We start from the raw sequence: 26,427 nt of genomic DNA, 5'->3' as shown, positions 1-26,427 counted from the left end.
TTGCATCGACTGACACACCGCTTTCGCGAGCAGGCTCGCTCCCACAGGGGGTCTCTATCGCATCCAAGATCGGGCAAAAAGCGTTCATAGAGTGTTGTTCACTATTGTTCATTGTCAATCGCCCAACTGTTCAAATGTGTTCAGCAATGAACGCCGTTTCCCCACGCTTTCACCGATTTTCGCGACAAATCAATCACTTAATATTTCTGGCACGAAACTCGCTCCCGTGCACAGGTCGCTTGACTCCAATAATAAAAAGGCCGAGCCATGTCACTCACCCTGGAGCACGTCAGCCGTACCGTCGAGGGCCAGACCTGGATCGACGATGCGTGCCTGAAATTCGAACCCGGTTCGTTCAACGTTTTGCTTGGCCGCACGCTGTCCGGCAAAACCAGCCTCATGCGGTTAATGGCCGGGCTCGATAAGCCCGACAGCGGTCGCATCCTGATGAACGGCGTCGACGTCACCCAACGCCCGGTGCGTCTGCGCAACGTATCGATGGTCTATCAGCAGTTCATCAATTACCCGACCATGACCGTGTTCGAGAACATCGCCTCGCCGTTGCGTCAGGCTGGGGTCTCGAAAGAGATCATTCATAGCAAAGTGCAGGAAACCGCGAAGATGCTGCGCATCGAGAAGTTTCTGCAGCGCTATCCGCTGGAACTCTCCGGCGGTCAGCAGCAGCGTACGGCCATGGCCCGTGCGCTGGTCAAGGACGCTGAGCTGATCCTCTTCGATGAACCGCTGGTCAACCTCGACTACAAACTGCGTGAAGAACTGCGCCAGGAAATGCGCGAGCTGTTCAAGGCGCGCCACACCATCGCGATCTACGCCACCACCGAACCCAATGAAGCGCTGGCACTCGGCGGCACCACGACGATTCTTCACGAAGGCCGGGTGATTCAGAGCGGCCCGTCGACTTCGGTCTATCACCAGCCGCAAACCGTGCTCGCCGCCGAGTTGTTCTCCGAACCGCCGATCAATCTGATGCCGGGACGCATTGCCGGTAACGAAGTGAGTTTTGCCAACTTCGTACACTTCCCGTTGAACGTTGATCTGCGCCCGGTGGGTGAGGGCGAGTTCCGTTTTGGCGTGCGCCCCAGCCATATCTCGCTGGTGCCGAGCAACGATGATGACCTCGAATTGGCGGTCACCGTCGAAGTCGCCGAGATCAGCGGTTCGGAAACCTTCCTGCACGTGCGCAACGAGCATTTCCTGTTGGTGCTGCACCTGCCCGGCGTTCACGAATACGACGTCGATGCGCCGATCCGCATTTACATCCCGACCCACAAACTGTTCGTTTTCGATGCGCAGGGCCGTCTGGTGCAAGCACCGGGCCGGCGTGTCGCGAGGGTTGCCTGATGGCCGAAATCCGTTTGCAGCACCTCGCCCACAGCTACAGCAAAACCCCGAGCGGCGCCGAGGACTACGCGATCCGCGAGATGGATCACGTCTGGGAGCAGGGCGGCGCTTACGCTTTGCTCGGGCCGTCGGGTTGCGGCAAGTCGACCCTGCTCAACATCATTTCCGGGCTGCTCAGTCCCTCGCAGGGTCACGTGTTGTTCGACGGCAAAGCGGTCAACGACCTGACGCCGGAGAAGCGCAACATCGCTCAGGTTTTCCAGTTTCCGGTGGTTTACGACACCATGACCGTGTTCGACAACCTCGCTTTCCCCCTGCGAAATCAGGGCATGGCCGAGGCGAAAGTACACAGCAAGGTGCAGGAAATTGCCGAAGTCCTCGACCTGCAAAACCTGCTGAGCAAAAAGGCGCGCAACCTCACCGCCGACGAAAAACAGAAAGTCTCGATGGGCCGCGGTCTGGTCCGTGACGATGTTTCAGCGATCCTCTTCGACGAACCGCTGACGGTGATCGACCCGCACCTGAAATGGAAACTGCGGCGCAAGCTCAAGCAGATCCACGAGCAGTTCAACATCACCATGGTCTACGTCACCCACGATCAACTGGAGGCCTCGACCTTCGCCGACAAGATCGCGGTGATGTACGGCGGCCAGATCGTCCAGTTCGGCACGCCACGGGAATTGTTCGAGCGGCCGAGCCACACCTTTGTCGGCTATTTCATCGGCAGCCCGGGGATGAACCTGATCGACGTGCAGCCGCAGCCCGGCGGCGTTGGTTTCGCCTCGACGCATTTGCCGTTGTCCGACGCCATGCAGCGACATATCGAACACGGTCAGTGGAAGAATCTGAAGGTCGGCATCCGCCCTGAGTTCATTCATGTGTGGGACGAGCCGTTTGATGACGCGATGCAGGCCAGGGTCGTACACGTCGAAGACCTCGGCACCTACAAGATCATGACCCTCGACCTCGACGGCGCGCCGCTGAAAGTGCGTTTGGCCGAAGACAAACCGGTGCCGCAGGGCACGGCGTACATCAGTTTTCCGGCGCAGTGGCTGATGGTCTATGCCGACGAGTTTCTGCTTGAAGCCGATGAAGAGGTGCAGCCATGAACAAGGTGCAGAACAACAAGGCCTGGTGGCTGGTGTTGCCGGTGTTCCTGCTGGTGGCGTTCAGTGCGGTGATCCCGATGATGACCGTGGTCAACTATTCGGTGCAGGACATCTTCGACCAGTCCAGCCGCTACTTCGTCGGCGCCGACTGGTACAAGCAAGTGCTGCTCGATCCGCGTTTGCACGACTCGCTGCTGCGTCAGTTCATCTATTCGGCGTGCGTGTTGCTGATTGAAATCCCGCTGGGTATTGCCGTCGCCCTGACCATGCCGACCAAGGGTCGCTGGTCATCAGTCGTGCTGATCATTCTGGCGATTCCGCTGCTGATCCCGTGGAACGTGGTCGGCACCATTTGGCAGATCTTCGGCCGTGCCGACATTGGTTTGCTCGGTTCCAGCCTCAACGCGATGGGCATCAGTTACAACTATGCGGCCAACACCATGGACGCCTGGGTGACGGTGCTGGTGATGGACGTCTGGCACTGGACTTCTTTGGTGGCGCTGCTGTGTTTCTCCGGATTGCGCGCGATTCCCGATGTGTACTACCAGGCCGCGCGCATCGATCGCGCCTCGGCCTGGGCGGTGTTCAGGCACATTCAGTTGCCCAAGCTGAAGAGCGTGCTGCTGATCGCGGTGATGCTGCGCTTCATGGACAGTTTCATGATCTACACCGAGCCGTTCGTGCTCACCGGCGGCGGGCCGGGTAACGCCACGACCTTCCTGAGTCAGACGTTGACCCAGATGGCCGTAGGGCAATTCGACCTCGGTCCGGCAGCGGCGTTTTCGCTGGTGTACTTCCTGATCATCCTGTTGGTGTCCTGGCTGTTCTACACCGCCATGACGCACTCCGACGCCAACCGCTGAGGCCCGGCCATGAGCAAACGGCTTACCCCTATGAAAAAAGTTATTCCACTGCTGGTATACATCCTGTTCCTGCTGGTGCCGATCTACTGGCTGCTGAACATGTCCTTCAAGAGCAACACCGAAATCCTCGGCGGCCTGACACTTTTCCCACAGGACTTCACGCTGGCGAATTACAAGGTGATCTTCACCGATCCGAGCTGGTACACCGGTTATCTGAACTCGCTGTATTACGTAAGTTTGAACACGGTGATCTCGCTAAGCGTGGCGTTGCCGGCGGCGTATGCGTTTTCGCGTTATCGCTTTCTTGGCGACAAGCACCTGTTCTTTTGGCTGCTGACCAACCGCATGGCGCCGCCGGCGGTGTTTCTGCTGCCGTTCTTCCAGCTGTATTCGTCGATTGGCCTGTTCGATACGCATATCGCCGTAGCCTTGGCGCATTGCCTGTTTAACGTGCCATTGGCGGTGTGGATTCTGGAGGGCTTCATGTCCGGTGTGCCGAAAGAAATCGACGAAACCGCCTACATCGACGGCTACAGTTTCCCCAAGTTCTTCGTGAAGATTTTCATCCCGCTGATCGGCTCCGGCATCGGGGTCACGGCGTTTTTCTGCTTTATGTTTTCCTGGGTCGAACTGCTGCTCGCACGCACGTTGACCTCGGTGAACGCCAAGCCGATCGCCGCTGTGATGACGCGCACGGTGTCGGCGTCGGGTATCGATTGGGGTGTGCTGGCAGCGGCGGGGGTGTTGACCATTCTGCCGGGCATGCTGGTGATCTGGTTTGTTCGCAACCACGTGGCCAAGGGCTTTGCCCTCGGTCGGGTCTGAGGAGCTGATGATGGAATGGATGAGCTGGACCACGCCTACCGCAGCATTCTTCATCGTCATCGGCCTGATTCTGGTCGGCATGACCACCTGGGAGTTGCGTTCGCCGAGCATCCTGCGGCGAGGTTTTCTACCGATTGCCACCACCCGTGGTGATCGTTTGTTTATCGGTCTTCTCGGCAGCGCCTACCTGCATTTGCTGGTGATCGGCGCCACCGACTGGAGCATCTGGGTGGCGTCCGCGTTGTCCCTGGTGTGGCTGTTGGCTGTGATGCGTTGGGGCTAGTCGAGTCGTTCGGCAACGCGGCTCCACAACTTAAACAGGAGGTCTCTATGTTCGACAAAAACAATAAGCTGCGACATAGCATTTCATTGGCAGCCATGCTGGCACTCAGCGGTTTGAGCGCATCCGCCTGGGCCGATGCTTACGAGGACGCGGCGAAAAAATGGATCGGCAGTGAATTCAAACCGTCGACCCTGACGGCCGAGCAGCAACTCGAAGAGCTGAAGTGGTTCATCAAAGCGGCTGAACCGTTTCGCGGCATGGACATCAAGGTCGTTTCCGAGACCCTGACCACCCACGAATACGAGTCGAAAGTGCTCGCCAAGGCCTTCAGCGAAATCACCGGGATCAAGCTCACCCACGACCTGCTGCAAGAAGGCGACGTGGTGGAAAAAATGCAGACGGTGATGCAGTCGGACAAGAATATCTATGACGGCTGGGTCAACGACTCGGACCTGATCGGTACGCACTTTCGCTACGGCAAGACCGAATCGATCACCGACCTGATGGCCAACGAGGGCAAGAACTTCACCTCGCCAACCCTCGACATCAAGGACTTCATCGGCATCTCGTTCACCACCGCGCCGGACGGCAAGATTTATCAACTGCCCGACCAGCAATTCGCCAACCTGTACTGGTTCCGCGCAGACTGGTTCGAGCGCGCCGATCTGAAAGCCAAGTTCAAGGAAAAGTACGGCTACGAATTGGGCGTGCCGGTGAACTGGTCGGCGTATGAAGACATCGCCAAATTCTTCAGCGAAGACGTCAAGGAAATCGACGGCAAACGCGTTTACGGCCACATGGACTACGGCAAGAAAGACCCTTCGCTGGGCTGGCGTTTCACCGATGCCTGGTTCTCCATGGCCGGTGGCGGCGACAAAGGCATCCCCAACGGCTTGCCGGTGGACGAGTGGGGGATTCGTGTTGAGGACTGCCACCCGGTCGGCTCCAGCGTGACCCGTGGCGGCGACACCAATGGTCCGGCCGCCGTGTTCGCCACCACCAAGTACGTCGACTGGCTGAAGAAGTACGCGCCACCGGAAGCGGCGGGCATGACCTTCTCCGAGTCCGGTCCGGTGCCGTCGCAGGGCAACATTGCTCAGCAGATCTTCTGGTACACCGCGTTCACCGCCGACATGACCAAACCGGGCCTGCCGGTGGTCAACGCCGACGGAACGCCGAAATGGCGCATGGCGCCGTCGCCGCGCGGGCCGTATTGGGAAGAGGGCATGAAGCTCGGCTATCAGGACGTGGGTTCGTGGACGTTCATGAAATCCACGCCTGAGAAGCAGAAGCTGGCAGCGTGGCTGTACGCGCAGTTCGTCACCTCGAAAACTGTCTCGCTGAAGAAAACCATCGTCGGTCTGACGCCGATTCGTGAGTCGGACATCAACTCGCAAGCGATGACCGATCTGGCGCCGAAACTCGGTGGTCTGGTCGAGTTCTACCGCAGCCCGGCCCGCGTGCAATGGACCCCGACCGGGACCAACGTGCCGGACTATCCGCGTCTGGCGCAATTGTGGTGGAGCCACATCGCCGAAGCGGCGAGCGGCGAGAAGACCCCGCAACAGGCGCTCGACGGTTTGGCCAAGGATCAGGACGCGATCATGACGCGCCTTGAACGCTCCAAGGCCCAGGCTGTTTGTGCTCCGAAGATGAACCCGGAGCGCGACGCGCAGTACTGGTTCGATCAACCGGGCGCACCGAAACCGAAACTGGCCAACGAGAAGCCGAAGGGCGAGACCGTGAGCTACAACGAACTGCTGAAATCGTGGGCGGATGCGCGCAAATAACAGCTGAAATGTGAAAGGCGAACGGCACCGGAAGGTGCCGTTTTTTTTGCTGCCTGACCTACCGCAATCGCGAGCAGGCTCACTCCCACATTGGATCTGTATCGTTCATAAATTCCGATCACAATCGAGATTACTGTGGGAGCGAGCTTGCTCGCGAATACGGTCTGCCATTCAGCATGGATAATGACTGACACGCCGCCATCGCTTGCAGGCAAGCAATCCCACAGATTGCAGTGGTGTTCACAATACTCAAAAAAAACCTGCCCACAGCAGCAACAACTAAAGGACATCGGTCAATGCCAGCTTCATGCTTGAATCTCTTCAAAGGTATCAAGCATGGCGTCAGGCAATGGCGAATCGAAATCTTCAGGCAGCACCAGCTTGCCTTTCATAGCGCCAATTCGTGGTGTGCCGGTTTTTCCTTTGTGAGCGAGAATGCGCTGCGCCCGACCTTGGACTGCCAGAGTCTCGATTCCTGCTACCAACTCACGAAACAAGTCACTGCTCATAGTTTGCCCCGCATCGTTCTTCAACCTGCATAGACATTAACCATAGAGCTCCACACTCAAGGCTGGCTGTAGGACGAAACGGATGTTAGGGCGGGAGCTTTCGGAGTTTGTGCGGAGACGAGAGCGTATCGGTAAGAAATCGTACAAAACTCCCGATTCCCATTCTGACATTCAACGTGGATATCGCCTGATCCGACGCTTTCGCGAGCAAGCTCGCTCCCACAGGTTTTGGCGGTGTCCACACATTTTGTGGATGACTACTGTCCCTGTGGGAGCGAGCTTGCTCGCAAAGGCTAAGTATCAGGCAGTGCAGATGTTGAAGGGCCCACCGCCATCGCAAGCAGGCTCACTTCTACAGGTTTCAGTGGTGCTCACAAAAACTGAGTACCCCGCAAATCACTGTGGGAGCTTGCCTGCAAGCGAAGGGGCCATTGGCGGCACCGCAGGAAACCCAAGCCTGAACACGGTCATCGCCCCCGGCAAACTCTTAACCTCCGCCACCCCCTGATGCAGGCTCATGATCGAGCGCACGATCGCCAGGCCCAACCCGGTGCTGCCCTGCGAGCGCGAGCGGCTGCTGTCGACGCGGTAGAAGCGGTCGAACAGATGTGGCAAATGCTGCGCTTCAATCCCGGTGCCGGGGTTGCTGACCAGCAGGGAGGCCTGCGTCGCACTCTGTTCAATCAGCAGCGTCACGGTTTTTCCGTTCGGGCAATGACGCAGCGCATTCGACAGCAGATTGGAAATCGCTCGCTGAATCATCAACCGGTCGCCCAGCAACGAGGCACTGCCAAGCACATTCAAATGAATATCCTTATCCTGCGCCGACAACGAAAACATCTCCGCGACCTTCGCCACTTCAACCTCCAGCGCCACCGCTTCAAACGGCGCCAGCGCCGACGGATGACTGACCTGCGCCAGAAACAGCATGTCCGAAACAATCCGCGCCACGCGCTCCAGTTCCTCGGTGCACGACACCAGCACGTCCTTGTATTCCTCGGTCGTGCGCTCGCGGGACAAGGTCACCTGCGCCTTGCCCATCAGGTTATTGATCGGCGTACGCAGCTCATGCGCTAGGTCATCGGAAAATTGCGACAACTGCTGCACCCCGGCATCCAGCCGATGCAGCATGAAGTTGATGCCTTGCGCCAGTTCGCTCAGCTCCTGCGGCATGTTCATCACGGACAATCGGTGTTCCAGATCCTGAGTCGAAACCATCGCCGCGACTTTGCGAAACTCGCGCAGCGGCGCCAACCCGCGTTGCACCGCGCCCCACGCGGTCAGGCCGATAAACACCAGCAACAGTGCGGTTTACCGCTGATTTCATTGGCATCGACGTACAGCGACAGGCTGTGTTCGACCTGCGCCATCTTCTTTTCCAGACTGTCGCGCGACAGCGCGTTCAGTTCCCGCAAAAACAAAAACGGCACCCGAAGGTGCCGTTTCTATTTGTAGCTAAAAGCGACGGAGCAATCAGCCCGCCAGACCCGCCTGCTGAACCAGAGTCAGCAATGGCTGCGGGTACACACCCAGGAAGAACGCGACCAGGGCGATGGCCAGCAGCATTACGCCGCCTGCCTTCTGTTCCCAGTGCAGCTGGGCGTCGTGGCGACGCAGGTTTGGCTCGATCAGGTACAGGGTGACCATCACGCGCAGGTAGTAGAAGACGCCGATGGCGCTGCCCAGTACCAGCGAACCGACCAGCCACCATTGATGCGATTCAACACCGGTAGCGATGATGTAGAACTTGCCGATGAAGCCAGCGGTCAGCGGGATACCCGCCAGCGACAGCATCATCACGGTCAGCACGGCGGTCAGGTACGGACGGCGCCAGAACAGGCCGCGGTATTCGTACAGGGCATCCGCATCACGGCCGTTGTACGGCGAGGACATCAGAGTGATCACGCCGAAGGCGCCGAGGCTGGTGATCACGTAGGTGACCAGGTACACGCCGATGGCTTCCACCGCCAGACCCTTGCTCGCCACCAGTGCGATCAGCAGGTAGCCGAAGTGCGCGATGGACGAGTAACCGAGCAGACGCTTGAGGTTGCTCTGCGTCAGGGCCAACAGGTTACCGAACAGGATCGAGGCGATGGCGATGACGGTCAGCACGTCGCTCAGCACGCCACTGCTCGCGGCAGGGGAGATCTGGAACAGACGCACCATCACCGCAAACACCGCAACCTTCGAAGCGGTCGCGAGGAACGCCGCCACTGGTGCCGGAGCACCTTCGTAGACGTCCGGCGTCCACAGGTGGAACGGTACCAGCGACAGCTTGAACGCCAGACCGATCAGCATCATGCCCAGGCCCAGTTGCGCCAGCGAGCTAGGCAGACCAGTCGCAGCCAGAGCCTGACCGATACCAACGAAGCTCAGCGAACCCGAATCGGCGTAGAGCAGCGCCATACCGAACAACAGGAATGCGGAACCGGCCGCCGACAGCACCATGTACTTGATGCCGGCTTCCAGCGAACGCTTGTTGAAGAAGGCGTAAGCCACCAGACCGTAAACCGGTACCGACAACAGTTCCAGACCGATGAACAAACCGGCCAGGTGCTGCGCGCTGACCAGAACCAGACCACCGGCGGCGGCCATCAGGATCAGCAGGTACAGTTCTTCACGGTTGCCCGGGTAACCCGAACCGCCATCACCCAAGTAGGCGTGGGCGAGGGTCACACAGGCGAGGGTGGCGACCAGGATCAGCGCCATATACAGGCAAGCGAAGGTGTCGATTTGCAGCAATGGGGTCACGGCCAGAGGCGCGACTTTCAGGGCTGGGAGGATCGACAGCAAGGCCAGGTTCAGACCGGCGACCGAAATCAGGAAGGTCTGCGAGTGGTTGCGGCGCCAGGCGATTGCCAGCATCACCACGATAATGGTGAGGCTGGTGATCAACAGTGGCGCAAGCGCAATAAAGTGTTGAATCGTGAATTCCATAGCGCTCTTACCGGGCCGAAGCGAGTTGAGTGAAGGCGGTGCCGAGCCACTGCTGCACGCCATGCATCGTGGCGGCAGAAGTGTCGAGGAACGGTTGCGGGTAGACGCCGATGTAGATCAGCAACACCGCAAGGCCTAGCACCATGATCAGTTCGCGAGCGTCCATACCGTGCAGGATCGAATCCGATTTCGCCGGACCGAAGTAGGCACGGTGGATCATGATCAGCGAGTAGACCGAACCGAACACCAGACCGGAAGTGGCAATCGCGGTGATCCACGGCCAGCTTGCGAAGGAGCCGATCAGGATCAGGAACTCACCGACAAAGTTACCGGTACCCGGCAGACCCAAGGACGCGGCTGCAAAGAACAGGCTGATCGCCGGCAGGTAAGCGATACGCGACCACACACCGCCCATCTCACGCATGTCACGAGTATGCAGACGCTCGTACAACTGACCGCTGAGGATAAACAGTGCCGCCGCCGACACACCGTGTGCCAACATCTGGATCACTGCACCTTGCAGGGCCAGTTGGCTGCCGGAGTAGATGCCGATCAACACGAAACCCATGTGGGAAACGGACGAGAAGGCGATCAGACGCTTGATGTCGGTTTGTGCGAAAGCGAGGAACGCACCGTAGAAGATCCCGATCAGGCCGAGGGTCATGGCAATCGGCGCAAACTCGGCCGACGCATTCGGGAACAGCGGCAGGGCGAAACGCAGCAGACCGTAGGCAGCGGTTTTCAGCAAGATACCGGCGAGGTCGACGGAACCGGCAGTCGGCGCCTGGGCGTGGGCATCCGGCAACCAGGAGTGGAACGGAACCACGGGCAGCTTGACCGCGAAGGCGATGAAGAAACCGAGCATCAGGATGTACTCGGTGGTCATCGACATCTTGGTTTTCAACAGGTCGGCGTAGTTGAAGGTAATCACGCCAGTGTTGTTGAAGTTGACCAGCACCAGACCGAGGATCGCCACCAGCATGATCAGGCCGGAAGCCTGAGTGAAGATGAAGAACTTGGTCGCTGCGTAGATCCGGGTTTTCTTGCCGTCCGAAGAACTGTGACCCCAGAGCGCGATGAGGAAGTACATCGGCACCAGCATCATTTCCCAGAAGAAGAAGAACATGAACAGGTCGAGGGCGAGGAACACGCCGACCACGCCGCCCAGGATCCACATCAGGTTCAGGTGGAAGAAGCCAACGTGACGTTGAATCTCTTTCCACGAGCAGAGTACCGAGAGGATACCCAGCAGACCGGTCAGCAGGATCATCAACAGCGACAGGCCGTCGAGGGCCAGGTGCACGTTGATGCCGAAGCGCTGGATCCAGACATGCTTGAACTCAAGTGCCCAGGTCGGATCGGCGCCAGGCGCCGGCGCAAATGAATAGTCACCGTGGGCCCACAGCCAGAGGCCGAGGGCGAGTTCCAGGGTCATGGTCAACAGCGCAATCCAGCGCGGGAGGGTAGCGCCGAAGCGCTCACCCATCCAGCACAGCAGGCCGCCGATGAAGGGGATCAGGATTAGCCAAGGCAGAATCATGACGGGCTCGTTTCCTTTCGCAAATTCGCAAGGTTCATATCAGACCGCTACCAGCACGATGGCGCCGATAACCAGCACGGCACCAGCAGCCATCGAAGCAGCGTACCAACGCAGTTGACCGGTCTCGGTGCGGCTCAGGGCAGTGTGACCACCCTTGGCCATACGCGGGATCAGACCGATGGTCTGGTCGAGCGGGTCTTTGCGCAGTACGTGGCTGATCGCCAGGTAAGGCTTGACGAACAGTTTGTCGTAGATCCAGTCGAAGCCCCAGGCAGCGAACCACCAGGCCGAGAGGAAACGGCCGATGCCGCTGTTGGCGATGGCCGTGACGAAGCGACGCTTGCCGAGGAACAGCAGCGCTGCCAGCAGGATACCGGCCAGGGCGATGGCGCCCGAAGCGATTTCCAGACTGTGCTTGGCTTCGCCGCCGGCATGGCCAACGCTTTCTGGCAGCACGCCGTGCAGTGGCGGAACGATCATCGCGCCGATGGCGGTGGACAATACGATCAGCACCGACAGCGGCAGCCAGTGAGCGATGCCGTGACCGGCGTGGGCTTCGGTCTTGGCTTCACCGTGGAACGTGATGAAGATCAGGCGGAAGGTGTACAGCGACGTCATGAACGCGCCGACCAGACCTGCGTAAAGCAGACCGTGGTTGCCGCTGGCGAACGCTTCCCAAAGGATTTCGTCCTTGGAGTAGAAGCCTGCGGTGACCAGTGGCAGAGCGGCGAGGGCAGCACCACCGACGATGAAGCTGGCGTAGGCCAGTGGCAGTTTTTTCCACAGACCGCCCATCTTGAAGATGTTCTGCTCGTGGTGGCAGGCAACGATCACCGCACCGGAAGCAAGGAACAGCAGGGCCTTGAAGAAGGCGTGGGTCATCAGGTGGAAAATCGCGCCATCCCATGCACCAACGCCCAGCGCCAGGAACATGTAGCCGATCTGGCTCATGGTCGAGTAGGCGAGGATACGTTTGATGTCGGTTTGAACCAGTGCCGCGAAACCTGCCAGCACCAGGGTCACACCACCAACGATGCCGACGAGGTGGAGGATTTCCGGTGCCAGGGTGAACAGACCGTGGGTACGGGCGATCAGGTAAACACCGGCGGTCACCATGGTGGCGGCGTGGATCAGTGCCGAAACCGGAGTCGGGCCGGCCATCGCGTCCGCGAGCCAGGTTTGCAGCGGCAGTTGTGCCGATTTACCGACCGCACCACCCAGCAGCATCAGCGTCGCCAGGGTGATCCAGAAGTCACCGACCTGGAATTTCTGCGGTGCCAGCACCAGCAGTTCCTGGATGTTCAGCGTGCCCACTTGCTGGAACAGGATGAACAGGCCGATGGCCATGAACACGTCGCCGATCCGGGTCACGATGAAGGCCTTGAGTGCGGCGTTACCGTTGTTGCGGTTGCTGTAGTAGAAACCGATCAACAGGTACGAGCACAGGCCCACGCCTTCCCAGCCGAAGTACAGGAACAACAGGTTATCGCCGAGCACCAGGAACAGCATGCTGGCGATAAACAGGTTGGTGTACGAGAAGAAGCGCGAGTAACCCGCTTCGCCGCGCATGTACCAGGACGCGAACAGATGGATCAGGAAACCCACGCCAACGACCACGCCAAGCATGGTGATCGACAGGCCGTCGACGTAGAGGGCGAAGTCAGGCTTGAAGCCTTCGACCGCCATCCACTTCCACAGCACCAGGGTGTAGTGACCGCCTTCGGGAGGTGCGACGTTGAATTGCCAGATGACGTAGGCGGCGACAATCGCCGACAAGCCAATGGAACCCACGCCGATCAGCGCCGAGAGGTTTTCCGACCAGCGTCCACGGGAGAACGACAGCAGCAGGAAACCGATCAGAGGGAATACGAAAGTCAGAAAGATCAGGTTCATCCGCGCATCTCACTGGCAGCGTCGATATCGAGCGTGTGGAAGCGGCGATACAGTTGCAGCAGGATCGCCAGACCAATACTGGCCTCGGCGGCTGCAAGGCTGATCACCAGGATGAACATGATCTGTCCATCCGGCTGGCCCCAACGGGCGCCTGCAACAATGAACGCCAGTGCAGAGGCGTTCATCATTACTTCCAGACTCATCAACACGAACAAAATGTTGCGGCGGACCATCAGGCCGACCAGACCAAGGCAGAACAGGATGCCGGCAACCGCCAGACCATGTTCGAGAGGGATAGCAGGCATGTCTTACTCCTTCGCCTCGTTACGGCCCAAATGGAACGCCGTGACGGCTGCAGCAAGCAGCAGCATCGAGGCGAGTTCGACCACCAACAGGTACGGACCGAACAGGCTGATGCCCACGGCTTTCGCGTCTACGGTGGTGTGGCCGATGGCCTGACCGCTCTGGTGAGCGAACAGCACATACAGCAGTTCGGCCAGCAGCAGCGCGGCGAGAATCACCGGTCCTGCCCAGATGCCGGGCTTGAGCCAGACGCGTTCTTGCTGAACCGAGGCCGGGCCGAGGTTGAGCATCATCACCACGAACACGAACAGCACCATGATGGCGCCAGCATAAGCGATCACTTCCAGCACGCCGGCGAACGGTGCGCCGAGTGCGAAGAAGGTCATGGCCACGGCGATCAACGAGATGATCAGGTAGAGCAGGGCGTGCACAGGGTTGGTGTTGGTGACTACGCGAAGCGTGGACACAACAGCGATACCCGATGCGAAATAGAAAGCGAATTCCATCGTTCTTCCTTAAGGCAGCAAGCTCTTCACGTTGATCGGTTCGGCTTCGTTCTGCGCGGAGCCTTTCGGCTTGCCAGCGATTGCCATACCTGCAACACGATAGAAGTTGTAATCAGGGTTTTTGCCGGGGCCGGAGATCAACAGATCTTCTTTCTCGTACACCAGGTCCTGACGTTTGAACTCGGCCATCTCGAAATCCGGGGTCAGCTGGATTGCGGTGGTCGGACAGGCTTCCTCGCAGAGACCGCAGAAAATGCAGCGCGAGAAGTTGATACGGAAGAAGTCCGGGTACCAGCGACCGTCTTCGGTTTCCGCTTTCTGCAGTGAGATGCAACCCACCGGGCAAGCCACGGCGCACAGGTTGCAGGCTACGCAGCGCTCTTCGCCATCGGGGTCACGGGTCAGGACGATGCGACCACGGTAGCGTGGTGGCAGGTAGACCGCTTCTTCCGGGTATTGCAGGGTGTCGCGCTTGCGAAAGCCATGGCCGAAGACCATGACCAGGCTGCGCAACTGGGTACCAGTACCCTTAACGATGTCGCCAATATATTTGAACATGGGTCAAATCCTCACTGAACCGCGACTGCAGGCGTGTTCCACAACACGACCGCAGCGGTCACCAGCAAATTGATCAGGGTCAGTGGCAGGCAGAATTTCCAGCTGAAATCCATCACCTGGTCATAACGCGGACGCGGAATGGAAGCGCGCAGCAGGATGAACAGCATGATGAAGAACGCGGTCTTCAGTGCGAACCAGACGAAAGCCAGTTGCGGCAGGATGCCGAACGGACCGTGCCAGCCACCGAAGAACAGGGTGACCAGCAGCGCCGAGATCAGGATGATGCCGATGTATTCACCGACGAAGAACATGCCCCATTTCATACCGGCGTATTCAATGTGGTAACCGTCGGCCAGTTCCTGTTCCGCTTCCGGCTGGTCGAACGGGTGACGGTGAGTCACGGCGACGCCAGCGATGAAGAAGGTACAGAAGCCGAAGAACTGCGGAATGATGAACCACAGGTTCTGCGCCTGGTACTCGACGATGTCGCGCATGTTGAACGAGCCGACCTGAACCACGATGCCCATCAGGGCCAGGCCCATGAACACTTCGTAGGACACGGTCTGCGCCGACGCACGCAAGCTGCCGAGCAGGGCGAACTTGTTGTTGCTCGACCAGCCGGCGAACAACACCGCGTAGACCGACAGACCGGCCATGGCGAAGAAGAACAGCAGGCCGATGTTCAGATCCGCGACGCCCCAGGTCGGGGTGATCGGGATGATCGCGAAGGCGATCAGCAGGGCCGACATGGCCACCACCGGTGCCAAAGTGAAAATCACTTTATCGGCAAACGGCGGAGTCCAGTCTTCCTTGAAGAACATCTTCAGCATGTCGGCGGCGATCTGGAACATGCCGAACGGGCCAACGCGGTTCGGACCGTAACGGTCCTGCCACCAGCCCAGCAGGCGACGTTCGACAAAGCTGAGCAACGCGCCTGCGACCACAACGGCCAGCAGAATCACGATGGCTTTGACGACCGAGAGGATCACATCGATCACTTCAGGGGTGAACCAGGTCATTGCGCTGCCTCCTGCAGACCGTCGACGGATACGCCGGCGAATGCCGGTGGAATGCCGGCGATGCCCGCAGGCAATGCCACCAGACCGGCGCCCAGTTCTTCATTGATGCGCAGCGGCAGACGCAGGGTCTGACCGGCCACGTTCAGGCTCAGCAGGGCACCGTCGTTGACGCCGAGACGATCCGCTTCCGACTTGGCCAGCGCCACGTACGGAGCCGGAATGCGCTCTTGCACCGGTGCAGCTTTCGAAGAGTTCTCTTCGCTGCCGAACAGGTGGAAGAACGGCACGGCTTGCCAGGTACCCGGCGCCGGATTGAATGCACGCGGTGCTGTAGCGAACCAGTTCAGCGAGTCGCCAGTGCTTTCGATCAGGCGGGTGCCCGGGTCGCCGGCACGGATGTGACCACCGACTTCGTCCTGGAACTTGTTCCACGCTTGTGGCGAGTTCCAGCCCGGCGACCATGCAAATGGCACCTGCTGACGCGGTTCGGCAGAGCCCGAGTAACCTTCCATGGAGAAGGCAAACGCGGTGTCTTTGTCTTGCGGGGTGCGCGGTTCGTGAACGCTGATGTCGGCGCGCATCGCGGTGCGACCGGAATAACGCAGCGGCTCACGCGCCAGTTTCAGACCTTTGATGCGGAACGCGGCGGACGGTGCAGCGTCGACGATGCGCGCCAGTTGCTCGGTGCTCGAAGCAACGGCAGCGGTGACGTGGTCGAGTTGCGTCCAGTCGATCGGCTGGTTCAGCAGGGTCGCGCGCAGGGCGTGCAGCCAGCGCCAGCCTTCGTGAACCAGGATGCTCGCGTCCATGTATTGCGGGTCGAAAACCTGGAAGAAGCGCTGGGCGCGACCTTCCTGGCTGACCAGCGTACCGTCGCCTTCGGCGAAGCTCGCCGCTGGCAGAACCAGATGCGCGCGATCGCTGGTAGCAGTCTTCTGATGGTCAGCAACGATCACTACTTGCGCAGCGTTCAGTGCCGCATCGACCTTGTCTTTGCCGGTGCGGGTGTACAGATCGTTTTCCAGCACGACGATCGCGTCAGCGTTACCGTTGATGACGGCTTGCAGCGCCGCGTCGACCGATTCGCCACCGAGCATGGCCAGGCCAAGGCTGTTGGCTTCCGGCACGATCAGGCTGATCGAACCGTTCTTCTCGCGCAGCTTCAGCGCTTTGGCGATGTTCGCCGCGGCTTCGATCAGCGCTTTGGAACCCAGCGAAGTACCGGCGATGATCAGCGGACGTTTGGCCGCGAGCAGGGCGTCGGCGATACGTTGAGCCAGTTCCAGTGCTTCAGCGTCCAGACCTTCAACGGCCGGCGCGCTGGCGTCCAGTGCGTGAGCAACGGCGAAACCGATGCGCGCCAGATCGTCCGGAGCGGCGTGTACGCATTCTTCAGCGATGTCGTCGAGCTTGGTTTCAGCGAGGCTGGCGATGAACAGTGGGTTCAGCGCGTGCTGGCCGATGTTCTTCACCGCAGCGTCGAGCCAAGGCTGAACGCGCATGGCTTCGGCCATGTCTTCAGCTTTGCCTTTGACCGATTGACGCAGCGACAACGCCACACGGGCGGCGGTCTGGGTCAGGTCTTCACCGAGGACGAAAATCGCGTCGTGGTCTTCGATGTCGCGCATGTTCGGCACTGGCAGCGGGCTGTCTTTCAGCACTTGCAGGACCAGACGGATACGCTCCAGTTCGGAGGCTTCGATACCCGAGTAGAAGTGCTCGGCACCGACCAGTTCGCGCAACGCGTAGTTGCTTTCGAGGCTGGCACGCGGCGAACCGATACCGACGATGTTGCGACCGCGCAGCAGGTCAGCGGCTTTATCCAGTGCAGCATCCAGACCGAGCTTGGTGCCGTCGGCCAGCAGCGGCTGACGTGGACGGTCGGTGCGGTTGACGTAGCCATAACCGAAACGGCCACGGTCGCAGAGGAAGTACTGGTTCACCGAACCGTTGAAGCGGTTTTCGATGCGACGCAGTTCACCGTAACGCTCGCCCGGGGAAATGTTGCAACCGCTCGAGCAGCCATGGCAGATGCTCGGCGCGAACTGCATGTCCCACTTGCGGTTGTAGCGCTCGGAGTGAGTCTTGTCGGTGAACACACCGGTCGGGCAGACCTCGGTGAGGTTGCCGGAGAATTCGCTTTCGAGGGTGCCGTCTTCAACGCGACCGAAGTACACGTTGTCGTGGGCGCCGAACACACCGAGGTCGGTGCCGCCAGCGTAATCCTTGTAGAAACGCACGCAGCGGTAGCAAGCGATGCAGCGGTTCATTTCGTGGGAAATGAACGGCCCCAGTTGCTGGTTCTGGTGGGTGCGTTTGGTGAAGCGATAACGGCGCTCGTTGTGGCCGGTCATCACGGTCATGTCTTGCAGGTGGCAATGACCGCCTTCTTCGCACACAGGGCAGTCGTGCGGGTGGTTGGTCATCAGCCATTCGACAACACTGGCGCGGAACGCCTTGGATTCTTCATCTTCGATGGAGATCCAGGTGTTATCGGTGGCAGGAGTCATGCAGGACATGACGATGCGACCACGGGTGTCGTTCTCGTCGGTGTACTGCTTGACCGCGCACTGGCGGCAAGCCCCGACGCTACCGAGTGCGGGGTGCCAGCAGAAATAAGGGATGTCGAGGCCCAGCGACAGACATGCCTGTAACAGGTTGTCTGCCCCGTCGACTTCGAGCGCTTTGCCGTCTACGTGGATAGTGGCCATGGTTCAAAGGTCTTCGTTGGCCCGGTGTCAGCGGGCGTGGCTAATGGAATCTTGTTATCCGTCCGAATCCAGTCAGCCCCGAAAGGCGTCATCGGACGAAAGGCGAAGGGCACGGACCCTTCGCCTTTTTAAGCGTTTACGCGCCGATTACGATCGGCCTTGCCAGAGGCGGGACGGCGGCGCTGACTGGCGCGATACCGGCTTCGAACTCTGGACGGAAGTATTTGATGGCACTGCCCAACGGCTCCACGGCACCCGGTGCGTGAGCACAGAAGGTTTTGCCTGGGCCGAGGAAGTTGACCAGACCCAGCAGGGTCTCGATGTCGCCTGGCTGACCGCGGCCTTGTTCGATGGCCATCAGCAGCTTGACGCTCCATGGCAAGCCATCGCGGCATGGGGTGCAGAAGCCGCACGACTCGCGAGCGAAGAACTGCTCCATGTTGCGCAGCAACGAGACCATGTTGACGCTGTCATCCACCGCCATGGCCAGGCCGGTACCCATACGGGTGCCCACTTTGGCGATGCCGCCGGCGTACATTTGTGCGTCGAGGTGTTCAGGCAGGAGGAAACCGGTACCGGCGCCGCCTGGCTGCCAGGCCTTGAGTTTGAAGCCGTCGCGCATGCCGCCGGCGTAGTCTTCGAACAACTCGCGACCGGTGACGCCGAATGGCAGCTCCCAGAGGCCCGGGTTTTTGACTTTGCCGGAGAAGCCCATGAGCTTGGTGCCCATGTCTTCGCTGCCTTCGCGCGCCAACGATTTGTACCAGTCAACGCCGTCGGCAATGATCGCCGGCACGTTGCACAGGGTTTCCACGTTGTTCACGCAGGTCGGCTTGCCCCACACGCCGACGGCGGCAGGGAAGGGCGGCTTGGAGCGCGGGTTGGCGCGGCGACCTTCGAGGGAGTTGATCAGTGCGGTTTCTTCACCGCAGATGTAACGCCCTGCGCCGGTGTGGACGAACAGCTCGAAATCAAAGCCGCTGCCGAGAATGTTCTTGCCCAGCAGGCCAGCAGCCTTGGCTTCTTCCACGGCACGGTTGAGGTGCTTGGCGGCGGTGGTGTATTCGCCACGCAGGAAGATGTAGCCACGGTAGGTTTTCAGCGCGCGCGCACTGATCAGCATGCCTTCGATCAGCAGATGGGGCAGTTGCTCCATCAGCATGCGGTCTTTCCAGGTGTTCGGCTCCATTTCATCCGCGTTGCACAGCAGGTAGCGGATGTTGATGGATTCGTCTTTGGGCATCAGGCCCCACTTCACACCCGTGGGGAAGCCTGCACCGCCGCGACCTTTCAAGCCTGCGTCTTTCACGGTCTGGACGATGGCGTCCTGATCCATGTCAGCGAAGGCTTTGCGCGCAGCGGCGTAGCCGTTCTTGGCCTGGTACTCGTCGAGCCACACGGCTTCGCCGTCGTCACGCAGACGCCAGGTCAGCGGGTGAGTCTCGGCCGAACGCTGGATGCGGTTGGCAGGACCGAAAGATGTCAGGGTCATACGTAGCCCTCGAGCAGTTTGGCGACGCCAGCAGGCTGCACATCACCAAAGGTGTCGTCGTCGATCATCAGCGCCGGTGCCTTGTCGCAGTTGCCGAGGCAGCAGACCGGCAGCAGAGTGAAACGACCGTCGGTGGTGGTCTGACCCAGGCCGATGCCCAGATTGTTCTGGATTTCGCTGACCACCGACTCGTGGCCGCCGATGTAGCAGACCATGCTGTCGCAAACGCGAATGATGTGACGGCCAACCGGCTGACGGAAAATCTGGCTATAGAAAGTAGCCACACCTTCAACGTCGCTGGCCGGGATGCCGAGGATCTCGCCGATTGCGTACAAGGCGCCATCCGGCACCCAGCCACGTTCTTTCTGAACGATCTTCAGGGCTTCGATCGACGCCGCGCGCGGGTCTTCGTAGTGATGCAGCTCGTGCTCGATGGCCGAGCGCTCGGTTTCACTGAGGGTGAAACGGTCTGTCTGGATAAGCGTGCTGTTCATGCTTAGCGGTCCACGTCGGCCATAACGAAATCGATACTACCCAGGTACGCAATCATGTCCGCGACCATGCTGCCTTTGATCACCGAAGGGATCTGTTGCAGATGCGGGAAGCTTGGAGTGCGGATCCGGGTACGGTAGCTCATGGTGCCGCCGTCGCTCGTCAGGTAATAACTGTTGATGCCCTTGGTCGCTTCGATCATCTGGAAGGATTCGTTGGCCGGCATCACCGGGCCCCACGAAACTTGCAGGAAGTGCGTGATCAAGGTTTCGATATGCTGCAGCGTGCGTTCTTTCGGCGGCGGCGTGGTCAGCGGGTGATCCGCCTTGTACGGGCCTTCCGGCATGTTGCGCATGCACTGGTCGATGATCTTGATGCTCTGGCGCATTTCTTCGACGCGAACCATGCAGCGGTCGTAGGCATCGCCGTTGGCGGCCAGCGGCACTTCGAACTCGAAGTTCTCGTAGCCGGAGTACGGGCGCGCTTTACGCAGGTCGAAATCGCAACCGGTCGAACGCAGGCCGGCACCGGTGACACCCCATTCCAGGGCTTCTTTGGTGTTGTACTGGGCGACGCCGATGGTACGGCCCTTGAGGATGCTGTTCTGCAGGGCAGCCTTGGTGTATTCGTCGAGGCGTTTTGGCAGCCATTCAACGAAGTCTTTCACCAGTTTTTCCCAGCCGCGCGGCAGGTCGTGGGCGACGCCACCGATGCGGTACCAGGCCGGGTGCAGACGGAAACCGGTAATGGCTTCAATCACCGTGTACGCCTTCTGGCGGTCGGTGAAGGTGAAGAACACCGGGGTCATGGCGCCGACGTCCTGGATGTAAGTCCCGAGGAACAGCAGGTGGCTGGTGATCCGGAAGAACTCGGCCATCATGATGCGGATGACGTCGACCTTCTCAGGCACCTTGATGCCGGCCAGCTTCTCGACCGAGAGCACGTACGGCAGGTTGTTCATCACGCCGCCGAGGTAGTCGATACGGTCGGTGTACGGAATGAAGCTGTGCCACGACTGACGCTCGGCCATCTTCTCGGCACCACGGTGGTGGTAACCGATGTCCGGCACGCAGTCGACGATCTCTTCACCGTCCAGTTGCAGAATGATGCGGAACGCACCGTGCGCAGAAGGGTGGTTCGGGCCGAGGTTGAGGAACATGTAGTCCTCGTTCGGGCCGGAACGCTTCATGCCCCAGTCTTCCGGACGGAAACGCGCGGCTTCTTCCTCGAGCTGTTGCTTGGCGAGGTTGAGGCTGTACGGATCGAATTCGGTGGCGCGCGCCGGGAAGTCCTTGCGCAGCGGGTGACCTTCCCAGGTCGGCGGCATCATGATGCGCGACAGGTGCGGGTGACCTTTGAAGTCGATGCCGAACATGTCCCAGACTTCACGCTCGTACCAGTTGGCGTTCGGCCAGATGCTGGTGACGGTCGGCAAGCTGAGGTCGCTCTCGGACAAGGCGACCTTGATCATCACGTCACTATTACGTTCCAGCGACATGAGGTGATAGAACACGGTGAACTCAGCGTCGCTCGGCAGCCCTTGACGCTTGGTGCGCAGACGCTCGTCCACGCCGTGCAGGTCATAGAGCATGACGTACGGCTTGGGCAGGTTGCGCAGGAAAGTCAGGACTTCAACGAGCCTGGCGCGCGCGACCCACAGCACCGGCATGCCGGTGCGGGTCGACTGAGCGGTGAACGCTTCGGCGCCAAAACGGTTGTTCAATTCAACGACCACATCCTGGTCGTCTGCCTTATAAGGCGGGATGTACAGAGCGCTGCCTGTAGTCATGGTTATTTTTTCGCTTTCGGTCAACGTAAAGAATGAAGCCAGCTTCTCGTTTCTTTTGTAAGAACAGATCTGGATCAGACTTCGTCAGGGCTGCGCAGATTGGTGACTGCGATTCGCTGTTCGCGGCGCTGTTCCTTCTGCGAAGGCATGTCGGCGCGATACACGCCTTGATCACCAACGACCCAGGAAAGCGGACGACGCTCCTGTCCAATCGATTCCTGCAACAGCATCAAGCCTTGCAGAAATGCTTCCGGACGGGGCGGGCAGCCAGGTACGTAGACGTCCACGGGCAGGAACTTGTCCACCCCTTGAACCACGGAGTAGATGTCGTACATGCCACCGGAGTTAGCGCACGAACCCATGGATATAACCCATTTTGGTTCGAGCATCTGCTCGTAGAGACGCTGGATGATCGGCGCCATCTTGATGAAGCAGGTACCGGCGATAACCATGAAGTCGGCCTGACGCGGCGATGCCCGGATAACTTCGGCGCCAAAGCGCGCGATGTCGTGGGGCGCCGTGAAGGCGGTGGTCATTTCCACGTAGCAGCACGACAAGCCGAAGTTGTACGGCCACAGGGAGTTCTTACGTCCCCAGTTGACCGCGCCACTCAGCACGTCTTCCAGCTTGCCCATGAAAATGTTTTTGTGGACTTGATCTTCTAACGGATCGGAAACGGTTTCCCGTTCGCCAATCGGATACTGCTCGTTAGGAGCATCGGGGTCGATCCTGGTGAGATTGTATTGCATTGCCAAAGCCTCATTGTTTCAGCTTCGCCTGCCGCTTGCGACGAGCTTCCGGAGCCCAGTCAAGGGCGCCCACTCGGAACAGGTAGACAAGACCTGCCAACAGAATTGCTATGAAAACGAGAGCTTCGACGAATCCGGTCCAGCCGCTTTCGCGGACGGACACAGACCATGCAAAGAGAAAGAGGGCTTCAATATCGAAGATCACGAAGAGCATCGCGACCAGATAGAATTTGGCTGAGAGCCGCAAGCGGGCGCCACCGGTAGGTAGCATGCCGGACTCGAACGGTTCGTTTTTGCTGCGACCCCAGGCTTTTGACCCAAGGAGGCTGGAGACGCCAAGCATGAAGGCACACAGGCCGACGACACCCAGAAGGAAAATGGCAAAGCCCCAGTTGTGGGCCATGAGTCCTGTCGCTTCGGGCATGCTGGTAATCCTTAACAGAGAGCAAAGGTCTCTGAGCTTGATAAAGAAATAGGCAGTGACGATATGTCGCAGCAATCAATCGCGCTGATTTTATGGCTAAACACCCTGCAAGTAAAATTCCTATAGCGAAATTATTTATTGGAATAAGGACATAGCGCATCTCCAATGCCCTGCAGCCCATGCGTTGCGGGCATTAGGCGGGTTTATGCAAATAATGTTTTGTAGGGAATGTAACGAACATAGTTGTGGCTAAATGATAATTGATATCGTTTGCAGGGTTTTTGTAACTGTTTAGCGGGTTGTTAGTTGGGAAGTTGTCTTACTTGCACGTTACTGCAAGTAGCGACGGCGCCCGTTTTAGCGGATTTTTCTGACGGTTGTACCGCTCTGGATCAATGTTTTGTCTCGCGGCTGAGGCTTTCCTGTGGGAGCGAGCTTGCTCGCGAATGCGGTTCATCATTCGACATGGATAGTGACTGGCAGGACGCCTTCGCGAGCAAGCTCGCTCCCACAGGGGGTTGGTGGTGTCTGGGAGATTATCTCGGGCAAAAAAACGCCCCGAACCAGTCGGGGCGTCAGTTTTGCGGCTCTGCGGTTAGCTTTCTATACGATCCGCAAAGGCCGTTTGTTCAGCGAAGCCGAATCAGTGGAACTGTTCTTCTTCGGTCGAACCGGTCAGTGCGGTTACCGAGGACGAGCCACCTTGAATCACGGTGGTCATGTCGTCGAAGTAGCCGGTGCCCACTTCCTGCTGGTGAGCCACGAAGGTGTAACCCTTGGCGGCGTCAGCGAATTCCTGCTCTTGCAGCTTCACGTAGGCAGTCATGTCGTTGCGGGCGTAGTCGTGTGCCAGGTTGAACATGCTGTGCCACATGTTGTGAATGCCGGCCAGGGTGATGAACTGGTGCTTGTAACCCATGGCGGACAGTTCGCGCTGGAACTTGGCGATGGTCGCGTCGTCCAGGTTTTTCTTCCAGTTGAAGGAAGGCGAGCAGTTGTACGACAGCAGTTGGTCCGGGTATTCCTTTTTGATCGCTTCGGCGAAGCGACGAGCTTCGTCCAGATCCGGCTTGGCGGTTTCGCACCAGATCAGGTCGGCGTACGGCGCATAAGCCAAGCCACGGGCGATGGCTTGGTCGAGGCCAGCGCGAACCTTGTAGAAACCTTCCTGAGTGCGCTCGCCAGTCACGAACGGCTGGTCGTACGGGTCGCAATCGGAAGTCAGCAGGTCAGCAGCGTTGGCGTCGGTACGGGCCAGAATGATGGTCGGGGTGCCGGCAACGTCAGCAGCCAGACGCGCAGCGGTCAGCTTCTGTACGGCTTCCTGAGTCGGAACCAGTACTTTGCCGCCCATGTGACCACACTTCTTCACGGAAGCCAGTTGGTCTTCGAAGTGAACGCCAGCGGCGCCTGCTTCGATCATGCTCTTCATCAGCTCGTAAGCGTTCAGAACGCCGCCGAAACCGGCTTCAGCGTCAGCCACGATCGGCGCGAAATAGTCGATGTAGCCATCGTCGCCCGGGTTCTTGCCGGCTTTCCACTGGATCTGGTCAGCACGGCGGAATGAGTTGTTGATGCGCTTGACCACGGTTGGCACCGAGTCCACCGGGTACAGCGACTGGTCCGGGTACATGGATTCTGCGGAGTTGTTGTCCGCAGCCACTTGCCAGCCCGACAGGTAGATCGCCTGGATACCGGCTTTAACCTGTTGAACAGCCTGGCCACCGGTCAGGGCGCCCATGCAGTTGACGAAATCTTTCTCAGGACGGAAGGACGGCTTGGCACCCTGGGTGACCAGGTTCCACAGCTTGTCGGCGCCCATTTTTGCAAAGGTGTGCTCAGGTTGAACCGAGCCACGCAGACGGACGACGTCAGCAGCGGAGTAAGTGCGTGTCACGCCTTTCCAGCGCGGGTTTTCAGCCCAGTCTTTTTCGAGGGCTGCAATTTGCTGTTCGCGTGTCAGTGCCATGGAGATAAACCTCGTCGCGTCTTTATGAAAAGTTGTTCTGCGGTGGAAAATTCCTGCGCTCGCTGACCAGAAGCTTAGGTGGTCAAGTCGGATTCGGCGGGGTAGGCGACGGGATGAACGATGGGCTCGAGGGGAAGTGAGCAGGTAGTGGCGGACTGCGGGCGCATTCGGGCGTCGTGGGCCTTTATACGGTCTACAGTGTGAAGCCGGGTTACCTAATTACGCTTCCGTCCCTCGGGACAACTTCGTTCCAGTCGGCAACCTCGTCAAACACACCTTGTGGGCGGTACAGACACGAAGCGGTTCGCGGGGTAGGTGCGAACGTCGCTTCGAAGGCCCTTGCCAGGGCCTCTGATTAGCGGGAGCGAGGCCATCATGCCTTCGCTTTTTTACCCCGTCAAACGTTTTGTAGTGCTTTTTTTAAAGCACTACATCTTTCGTCTAATACGACTAATCAGTCAGTTTTCGGTGCTTTAGTCCAAGGCGTCGACTTTCACCCGCAAGGTCATGTCATCCCGGCCTTGAGTCGAGTAGCTGCGGGTCAGGCCCTGTTTGTCGGCCTGGGTCTGGCGATTGACGCCGGCAAGGGTGATCCACTCGCCGAGACGTCCGCTGACAGTTGTGTCGGTGCTTTGCACGTTCACTACATCGGGACGTTCCTGGCTCATGCGGTCACGGTTGGTACTGATCGCCAGGTGAACGATGTCGCCGGTGACGCTCGCGGTGACGTAGAAACCTTGAGTGACGTTGCGGTATTGCGTCTGGCTGTTGTAACCGCCGTAGGAGTCGCTCTGAACATTGGTGATCGGCACGCTCTGGCCAACCTGAATCAGTGCCGGCATGCCGTCGGTGGCCTGAACTTGCTGGACGCCGCCTTCACGACTGGTGGTGCTGCGGCTGATGATACGGGTCTGGTTCGGCTGCGCGCCGTTGACCGAATAACCTTCGTCGCCACGGCCGTTGTTTTCATTGGTATCGACGCTGATCAGCAAGCGCTTGGGCGCCGTGTCCAGTTGCGTGATCAGTGCCTTGAGTTCCTGAATCTTGTCCGGCTCGGCCTTGATGATCAGTTGGTTGCCGTAGGCGCTGACCTGACCGTCCTTGCCGAGGAAGTCTTGCGCCATCGGCAGCATGTCAGTGCTGGTGCGGTAATTGAGAGGCACGATTTCTGTGGCTGCCATCACCGTAAAACTGCAACCGAGCAGCAGGGTGGTGAGCAGGGTGCGTAGGGACATGTCCGTTATCTCCGCTTTCGAAAGGCTTGATATTGCCAGTTTGTCGGCCTGGGGTGGGGCAAGTTGAAT

The 26,427-nt window shown here is 59.2% G+C and carries 22 protein-coding genes and 1 pseudogene; 6 read left to right on the top strand and 17 right to left on the bottom strand.

Annotated elements, in window-relative coordinates; all coding sequences use genetic code 11:
- Nucleotides 1–267 precede the first annotated feature (267 nt).
- The 6 genes from ACRRSD_RS04655 to ACRRSD_RS04630 are packed head-to-tail and all read left to right on the top strand — an operon-like array spanning nucleotide 268 to nucleotide 6,232.
- Complete coding sequence (locus ACRRSD_RS04655) at nucleotides 268–1,362, top strand: ABC transporter ATP-binding protein (RefSeq protein WP_007912480.1); 1,095 nt, start codon at nucleotides 268–270, stop codon at nucleotides 1,360–1,362.
- Nucleotides 1,362–2,471, top strand: a complete 1,110-nt coding sequence (locus ACRRSD_RS04650; RefSeq protein WP_038362660.1) for an ABC transporter ATP-binding protein — start codon at nucleotides 1,362–1,364, stop codon at nucleotides 2,469–2,471. Before ACRRSD_RS04655 ends, ACRRSD_RS04650 begins: the two co-directional genes overlap by 1 nt.
- A complete protein-coding gene (locus ACRRSD_RS04645; protein ID WP_007912484.1) occupies nucleotides 2,468–3,334 on the top strand; it encodes a carbohydrate ABC transporter permease in 867 nt (288 codons plus the stop codon). The genes ACRRSD_RS04650 and ACRRSD_RS04645 overlap by 4 nt, the downstream gene beginning before the upstream one ends.
- Before the next feature lie 30 nt (nucleotides 3,335–3,364).
- Nucleotides 3,365–4,159, top strand: coding sequence for a carbohydrate ABC transporter permease (locus ACRRSD_RS04640; RefSeq protein WP_371042959.1), 795 nt, complete (start codon nucleotides 3,365–3,367; stop codon nucleotides 4,157–4,159).
- Between the two features lie 10 nt (nucleotides 4,160–4,169).
- Nucleotides 4,170–4,442 (top strand): DUF2160 domain-containing protein, encoded by a 273-nt coding sequence (locus tag ACRRSD_RS04635; protein ID WP_007912485.1) that lies wholly within the window; start codon nucleotides 4,170–4,172, stop codon nucleotides 4,440–4,442.
- Between the two features lie 47 nt (nucleotides 4,443–4,489).
- Nucleotides 4,490–6,232 carry an ABC transporter substrate-binding protein gene (locus ACRRSD_RS04630; RefSeq protein WP_064389298.1) on the top strand — a complete coding sequence of 581 codons (1,743 nt, stop codon included), beginning with the start codon at nucleotides 4,490–4,492 and terminating at the stop codon, nucleotides 6,230–6,232.
- A gap of 305 nt (nucleotides 6,233–6,537) precedes the next feature.
- Here ACRRSD_RS04630 and ACRRSD_RS04625 read toward each other — a convergent pair whose 3' ends face one another.
- From ACRRSD_RS04625 to ACRRSD_RS04545, 17 genes and pseudogenes are all read right to left on the bottom strand, one after another.
- Nucleotides 6,538–6,741: a type II toxin-antitoxin system prevent-host-death family antitoxin gene (locus tag ACRRSD_RS04625; RefSeq protein WP_435037292.1), complete on the bottom strand. Its 204-nt coding sequence runs from the start codon at nucleotides 6,739–6,741 to the stop codon at nucleotides 6,538–6,540.
- A gap of 396 nt (nucleotides 6,742–7,137) precedes the next feature.
- Nucleotides 7,138–8,165 (bottom strand): annotated as a pseudogene (locus ACRRSD_RS04620) (heavy metal sensor histidine kinase); the annotation flags it as partial.
- Between the two features lie 49 nt (nucleotides 8,166–8,214).
- Nucleotides 8,215–9,678 carry an NADH-quinone oxidoreductase subunit NuoN gene (gene nuoN, locus ACRRSD_RS04615; RefSeq protein ID WP_007920173.1) on the bottom strand — a complete coding sequence of 488 codons (1,464 nt, stop codon included), beginning with the start codon at nucleotides 9,676–9,678 and terminating at the stop codon, nucleotides 8,215–8,217.
- Nucleotides 9,679–9,685: 7 nt separating this feature from the next.
- A complete protein-coding gene (gene nuoM / locus ACRRSD_RS04610) occupies nucleotides 9,686–11,218 on the bottom strand; it encodes an NADH-quinone oxidoreductase subunit M (protein WP_007920174.1) in 1,533 nt (510 codons plus the stop codon).
- A 39-nt stretch (nucleotides 11,219–11,257) separates the two neighbouring features.
- Nucleotides 11,258–13,111 carry an NADH-quinone oxidoreductase subunit L gene (gene nuoL / locus ACRRSD_RS04605; protein ID WP_038362640.1) on the bottom strand — a complete coding sequence of 618 codons (1,854 nt, stop codon included), beginning with the start codon at nucleotides 13,109–13,111 and terminating at the stop codon, nucleotides 11,258–11,260.
- Nucleotides 13,108–13,416: an NADH-quinone oxidoreductase subunit NuoK gene (gene nuoK / locus ACRRSD_RS04600; protein ID WP_003223790.1), complete on the bottom strand. Its 309-nt coding sequence runs from the start codon at nucleotides 13,414–13,416 to the stop codon at nucleotides 13,108–13,110. Before nuoK ends, nuoL begins: the two co-directional genes overlap by 4 nt.
- Before the next feature lie 3 nt (nucleotides 13,417–13,419).
- Entirely contained in the window at nucleotides 13,420–13,920 is a 501-nt protein-coding gene (gene nuoJ / locus ACRRSD_RS04595) for an NADH-quinone oxidoreductase subunit J (protein WP_007920176.1), read from the bottom strand.
- A gap of 9 nt (nucleotides 13,921–13,929) precedes the next feature.
- Nucleotides 13,930–14,478 carry an NADH-quinone oxidoreductase subunit NuoI gene (gene nuoI / locus ACRRSD_RS04590; protein WP_007920177.1) on the bottom strand — a complete coding sequence of 183 codons (549 nt, stop codon included), beginning with the start codon at nucleotides 14,476–14,478 and terminating at the stop codon, nucleotides 13,930–13,932.
- Nucleotides 14,479–14,489: 11 nt separating this feature from the next.
- On the bottom strand, nucleotides 14,490–15,497 hold the full coding sequence (nuoH, locus tag ACRRSD_RS04585; protein ID WP_007920179.1) for an NADH-quinone oxidoreductase subunit NuoH: 1,008 nt from the start codon (nucleotides 15,495–15,497) through the stop codon (nucleotides 14,490–14,492).
- Entirely contained in the window at nucleotides 15,494–18,208 is a 2,715-nt protein-coding gene (gene nuoG / locus ACRRSD_RS04580; RefSeq protein WP_435037291.1) for an NADH-quinone oxidoreductase subunit NuoG, read from the bottom strand. Before nuoG ends, nuoH begins: the two co-directional genes overlap by 4 nt.
- A gap of 136 nt (nucleotides 18,209–18,344) precedes the next feature.
- Nucleotides 18,345–19,700 (bottom strand): NADH-quinone oxidoreductase subunit NuoF, encoded by a 1,356-nt coding sequence (gene nuoF / locus ACRRSD_RS04575; RefSeq protein WP_007920184.1) that lies wholly within the window; start codon nucleotides 19,698–19,700, stop codon nucleotides 18,345–18,347.
- A complete protein-coding gene (nuoE, locus tag ACRRSD_RS04570; RefSeq protein WP_007920186.1) occupies nucleotides 19,697–20,194 on the bottom strand; it encodes an NADH-quinone oxidoreductase subunit NuoE in 498 nt (165 codons plus the stop codon). Before nuoE ends, nuoF begins: the two co-directional genes overlap by 4 nt.
- Nucleotides 20,195–20,196: 2 nt before the next feature.
- Complete coding sequence (nuoC, locus tag ACRRSD_RS04565; protein ID WP_007920189.1) at nucleotides 20,197–21,981, bottom strand: NADH-quinone oxidoreductase subunit C/D; 1,785 nt, start codon at nucleotides 21,979–21,981, stop codon at nucleotides 20,197–20,199.
- Between the two features lie 74 nt (nucleotides 21,982–22,055).
- The gene (locus tag ACRRSD_RS04560) at nucleotides 22,056–22,730 is read right to left on the bottom strand and encodes a NuoB/complex I 20 kDa subunit family protein (RefSeq protein WP_003223809.1); all 675 of its coding nucleotides are present in this window, start codon (nucleotides 22,728–22,730) and stop codon (nucleotides 22,056–22,058) included.
- A 10-nt stretch (nucleotides 22,731–22,740) separates the two neighbouring features.
- The gene (locus ACRRSD_RS04555) at nucleotides 22,741–23,154 is read right to left on the bottom strand and encodes an NADH-quinone oxidoreductase subunit A (protein WP_003223812.1); all 414 of its coding nucleotides are present in this window, start codon (nucleotides 23,152–23,154) and stop codon (nucleotides 22,741–22,743) included.
- Nucleotides 23,155–23,797: 643 nt separating this feature from the next.
- The gene (gene aceA / locus ACRRSD_RS04550) at nucleotides 23,798–25,123 is read right to left on the bottom strand and encodes an isocitrate lyase (protein ID WP_007920195.1); all 1,326 of its coding nucleotides are present in this window, start codon (nucleotides 25,121–25,123) and stop codon (nucleotides 23,798–23,800) included.
- 473 nt (nucleotides 25,124–25,596) lie between these two features.
- Entirely contained in the window at nucleotides 25,597–26,358 is a 762-nt protein-coding gene (locus ACRRSD_RS04545; RefSeq protein WP_435037290.1) for a secretin N-terminal domain-containing protein, read from the bottom strand.
- Between the last annotated feature and the right edge of the window lie 69 nt (nucleotides 26,359–26,427).

Origin of the sequence: Pseudomonas neuropathica (assembly GCF_051174785.1) — a bacterium.
Classification (GTDB): Bacteria; Pseudomonadota; Gammaproteobacteria; order Pseudomonadales; family Pseudomonadaceae; genus Aquipseudomonas; species Aquipseudomonas neuropathica_A.
The sequence above is the reverse complement of the archived record's forward strand: the minus strand, read 5'-3'. Positions and strand labels throughout refer to the sequence as shown.

Excerpts from the sequence above, each read along its gene's own strand:
- ACRRSD_RS04655 (WP_007912480.1), top strand. The coding sequence starts at position 268 with ATGTCACTCACCCTGGAGCACGTCAGCCGTACCGTCGAGGGCCAGACC.
- ACRRSD_RS04650 (WP_038362660.1), top strand. The coding sequence starts at position 1,362 with ATGGCCGAAATCCGTTTGCAGCACCTCGCCCACAGCTACAGCAAAACC.
- ACRRSD_RS04645 (WP_007912484.1), top strand. The coding sequence starts at position 2,468 with ATGAACAAGGTGCAGAACAACAAGGCCTGGTGGCTGGTGTTGCCGGTG.
- ACRRSD_RS04640 (WP_371042959.1), top strand. The coding sequence starts at position 3,365 with ATGAAAAAAGTTATTCCACTGCTGGTATACATCCTGTTCCTGCTGGTG.
- ACRRSD_RS04635 (WP_007912485.1), top strand. The coding sequence starts at position 4,170 with ATGGAATGGATGAGCTGGACCACGCCTACCGCAGCATTCTTCATCGTC.
- ACRRSD_RS04630 (WP_064389298.1), top strand. The coding sequence starts at position 4,490 with ATGTTCGACAAAAACAATAAGCTGCGACATAGCATTTCATTGGCAGCC.
- ACRRSD_RS04625 (WP_435037292.1), bottom strand. The coding sequence starts at position 6,741 with ATGAGCAGTGACTTGTTTCGTGAGTTGGTAGCAGGAATCGAGACTCTG.
- nuoN (WP_007920173.1), bottom strand. The coding sequence starts at position 9,678 with ATGGAATTCACGATTCAACACTTTATTGCGCTTGCGCCACTGTTGATC.
- nuoM (WP_007920174.1), bottom strand. The coding sequence starts at position 11,218 with ATGATTCTGCCTTGGCTAATCCTGATCCCCTTCATCGGCGGCCTGCTG.
- nuoL (WP_038362640.1), bottom strand. The coding sequence starts at position 13,111 with ATGAACCTGATCTTTCTGACTTTCGTATTCCCTCTGATCGGTTTCCTG.
- nuoK (WP_003223790.1), bottom strand. The coding sequence starts at position 13,416 with ATGCCTGCTATCCCTCTCGAACATGGTCTGGCGGTTGCCGGCATCCTG.
- nuoJ (WP_007920176.1), bottom strand. The coding sequence starts at position 13,920 with ATGGAATTCGCTTTCTATTTCGCATCGGGTATCGCTGTTGTGTCCACG.
- nuoI (WP_007920177.1), bottom strand. The coding sequence starts at position 14,478 with ATGTTCAAATATATTGGCGACATCGTTAAGGGTACTGGTACCCAGTTG.
- nuoH (WP_007920179.1), bottom strand. The coding sequence starts at position 15,497 with ATGACCTGGTTCACCCCTGAAGTGATCGATGTGATCCTCTCGGTCGTC.
- nuoG (WP_435037291.1), bottom strand. The coding sequence starts at position 18,208 with ATGGCCACTATCCACGTAGACGGCAAAGCGCTCGAAGTCGACGGGGCA.
- nuoF (WP_007920184.1), bottom strand. The coding sequence starts at position 19,700 with ATGACCCTGACATCTTTCGGTCCTGCCAACCGCATCCAGCGTTCGGCC.
- nuoE (WP_007920186.1), bottom strand. The coding sequence starts at position 20,194 with ATGAACAGCACGCTTATCCAGACAGACCGTTTCACCCTCAGTGAAACC.
- nuoC (WP_007920189.1), bottom strand. The coding sequence starts at position 21,981 with ATGACTACAGGCAGCGCTCTGTACATCCCGCCTTATAAGGCAGACGAC.
- ACRRSD_RS04560 (WP_003223809.1), bottom strand. The coding sequence starts at position 22,730 with ATGCAATACAATCTCACCAGGATCGACCCCGATGCTCCTAACGAGCAG.
- ACRRSD_RS04555 (WP_003223812.1), bottom strand. The coding sequence starts at position 23,154 with ATGCCCGAAGCGACAGGACTCATGGCCCACAACTGGGGCTTTGCCATT.
- aceA (WP_007920195.1), bottom strand. The coding sequence starts at position 25,123 with ATGGCACTGACACGCGAACAGCAAATTGCAGCCCTCGAAAAAGACTGG.
- ACRRSD_RS04545 (WP_435037290.1), bottom strand. The coding sequence starts at position 26,358 with ATGTCCCTACGCACCCTGCTCACCACCCTGCTGCTCGGTTGCAGTTTT.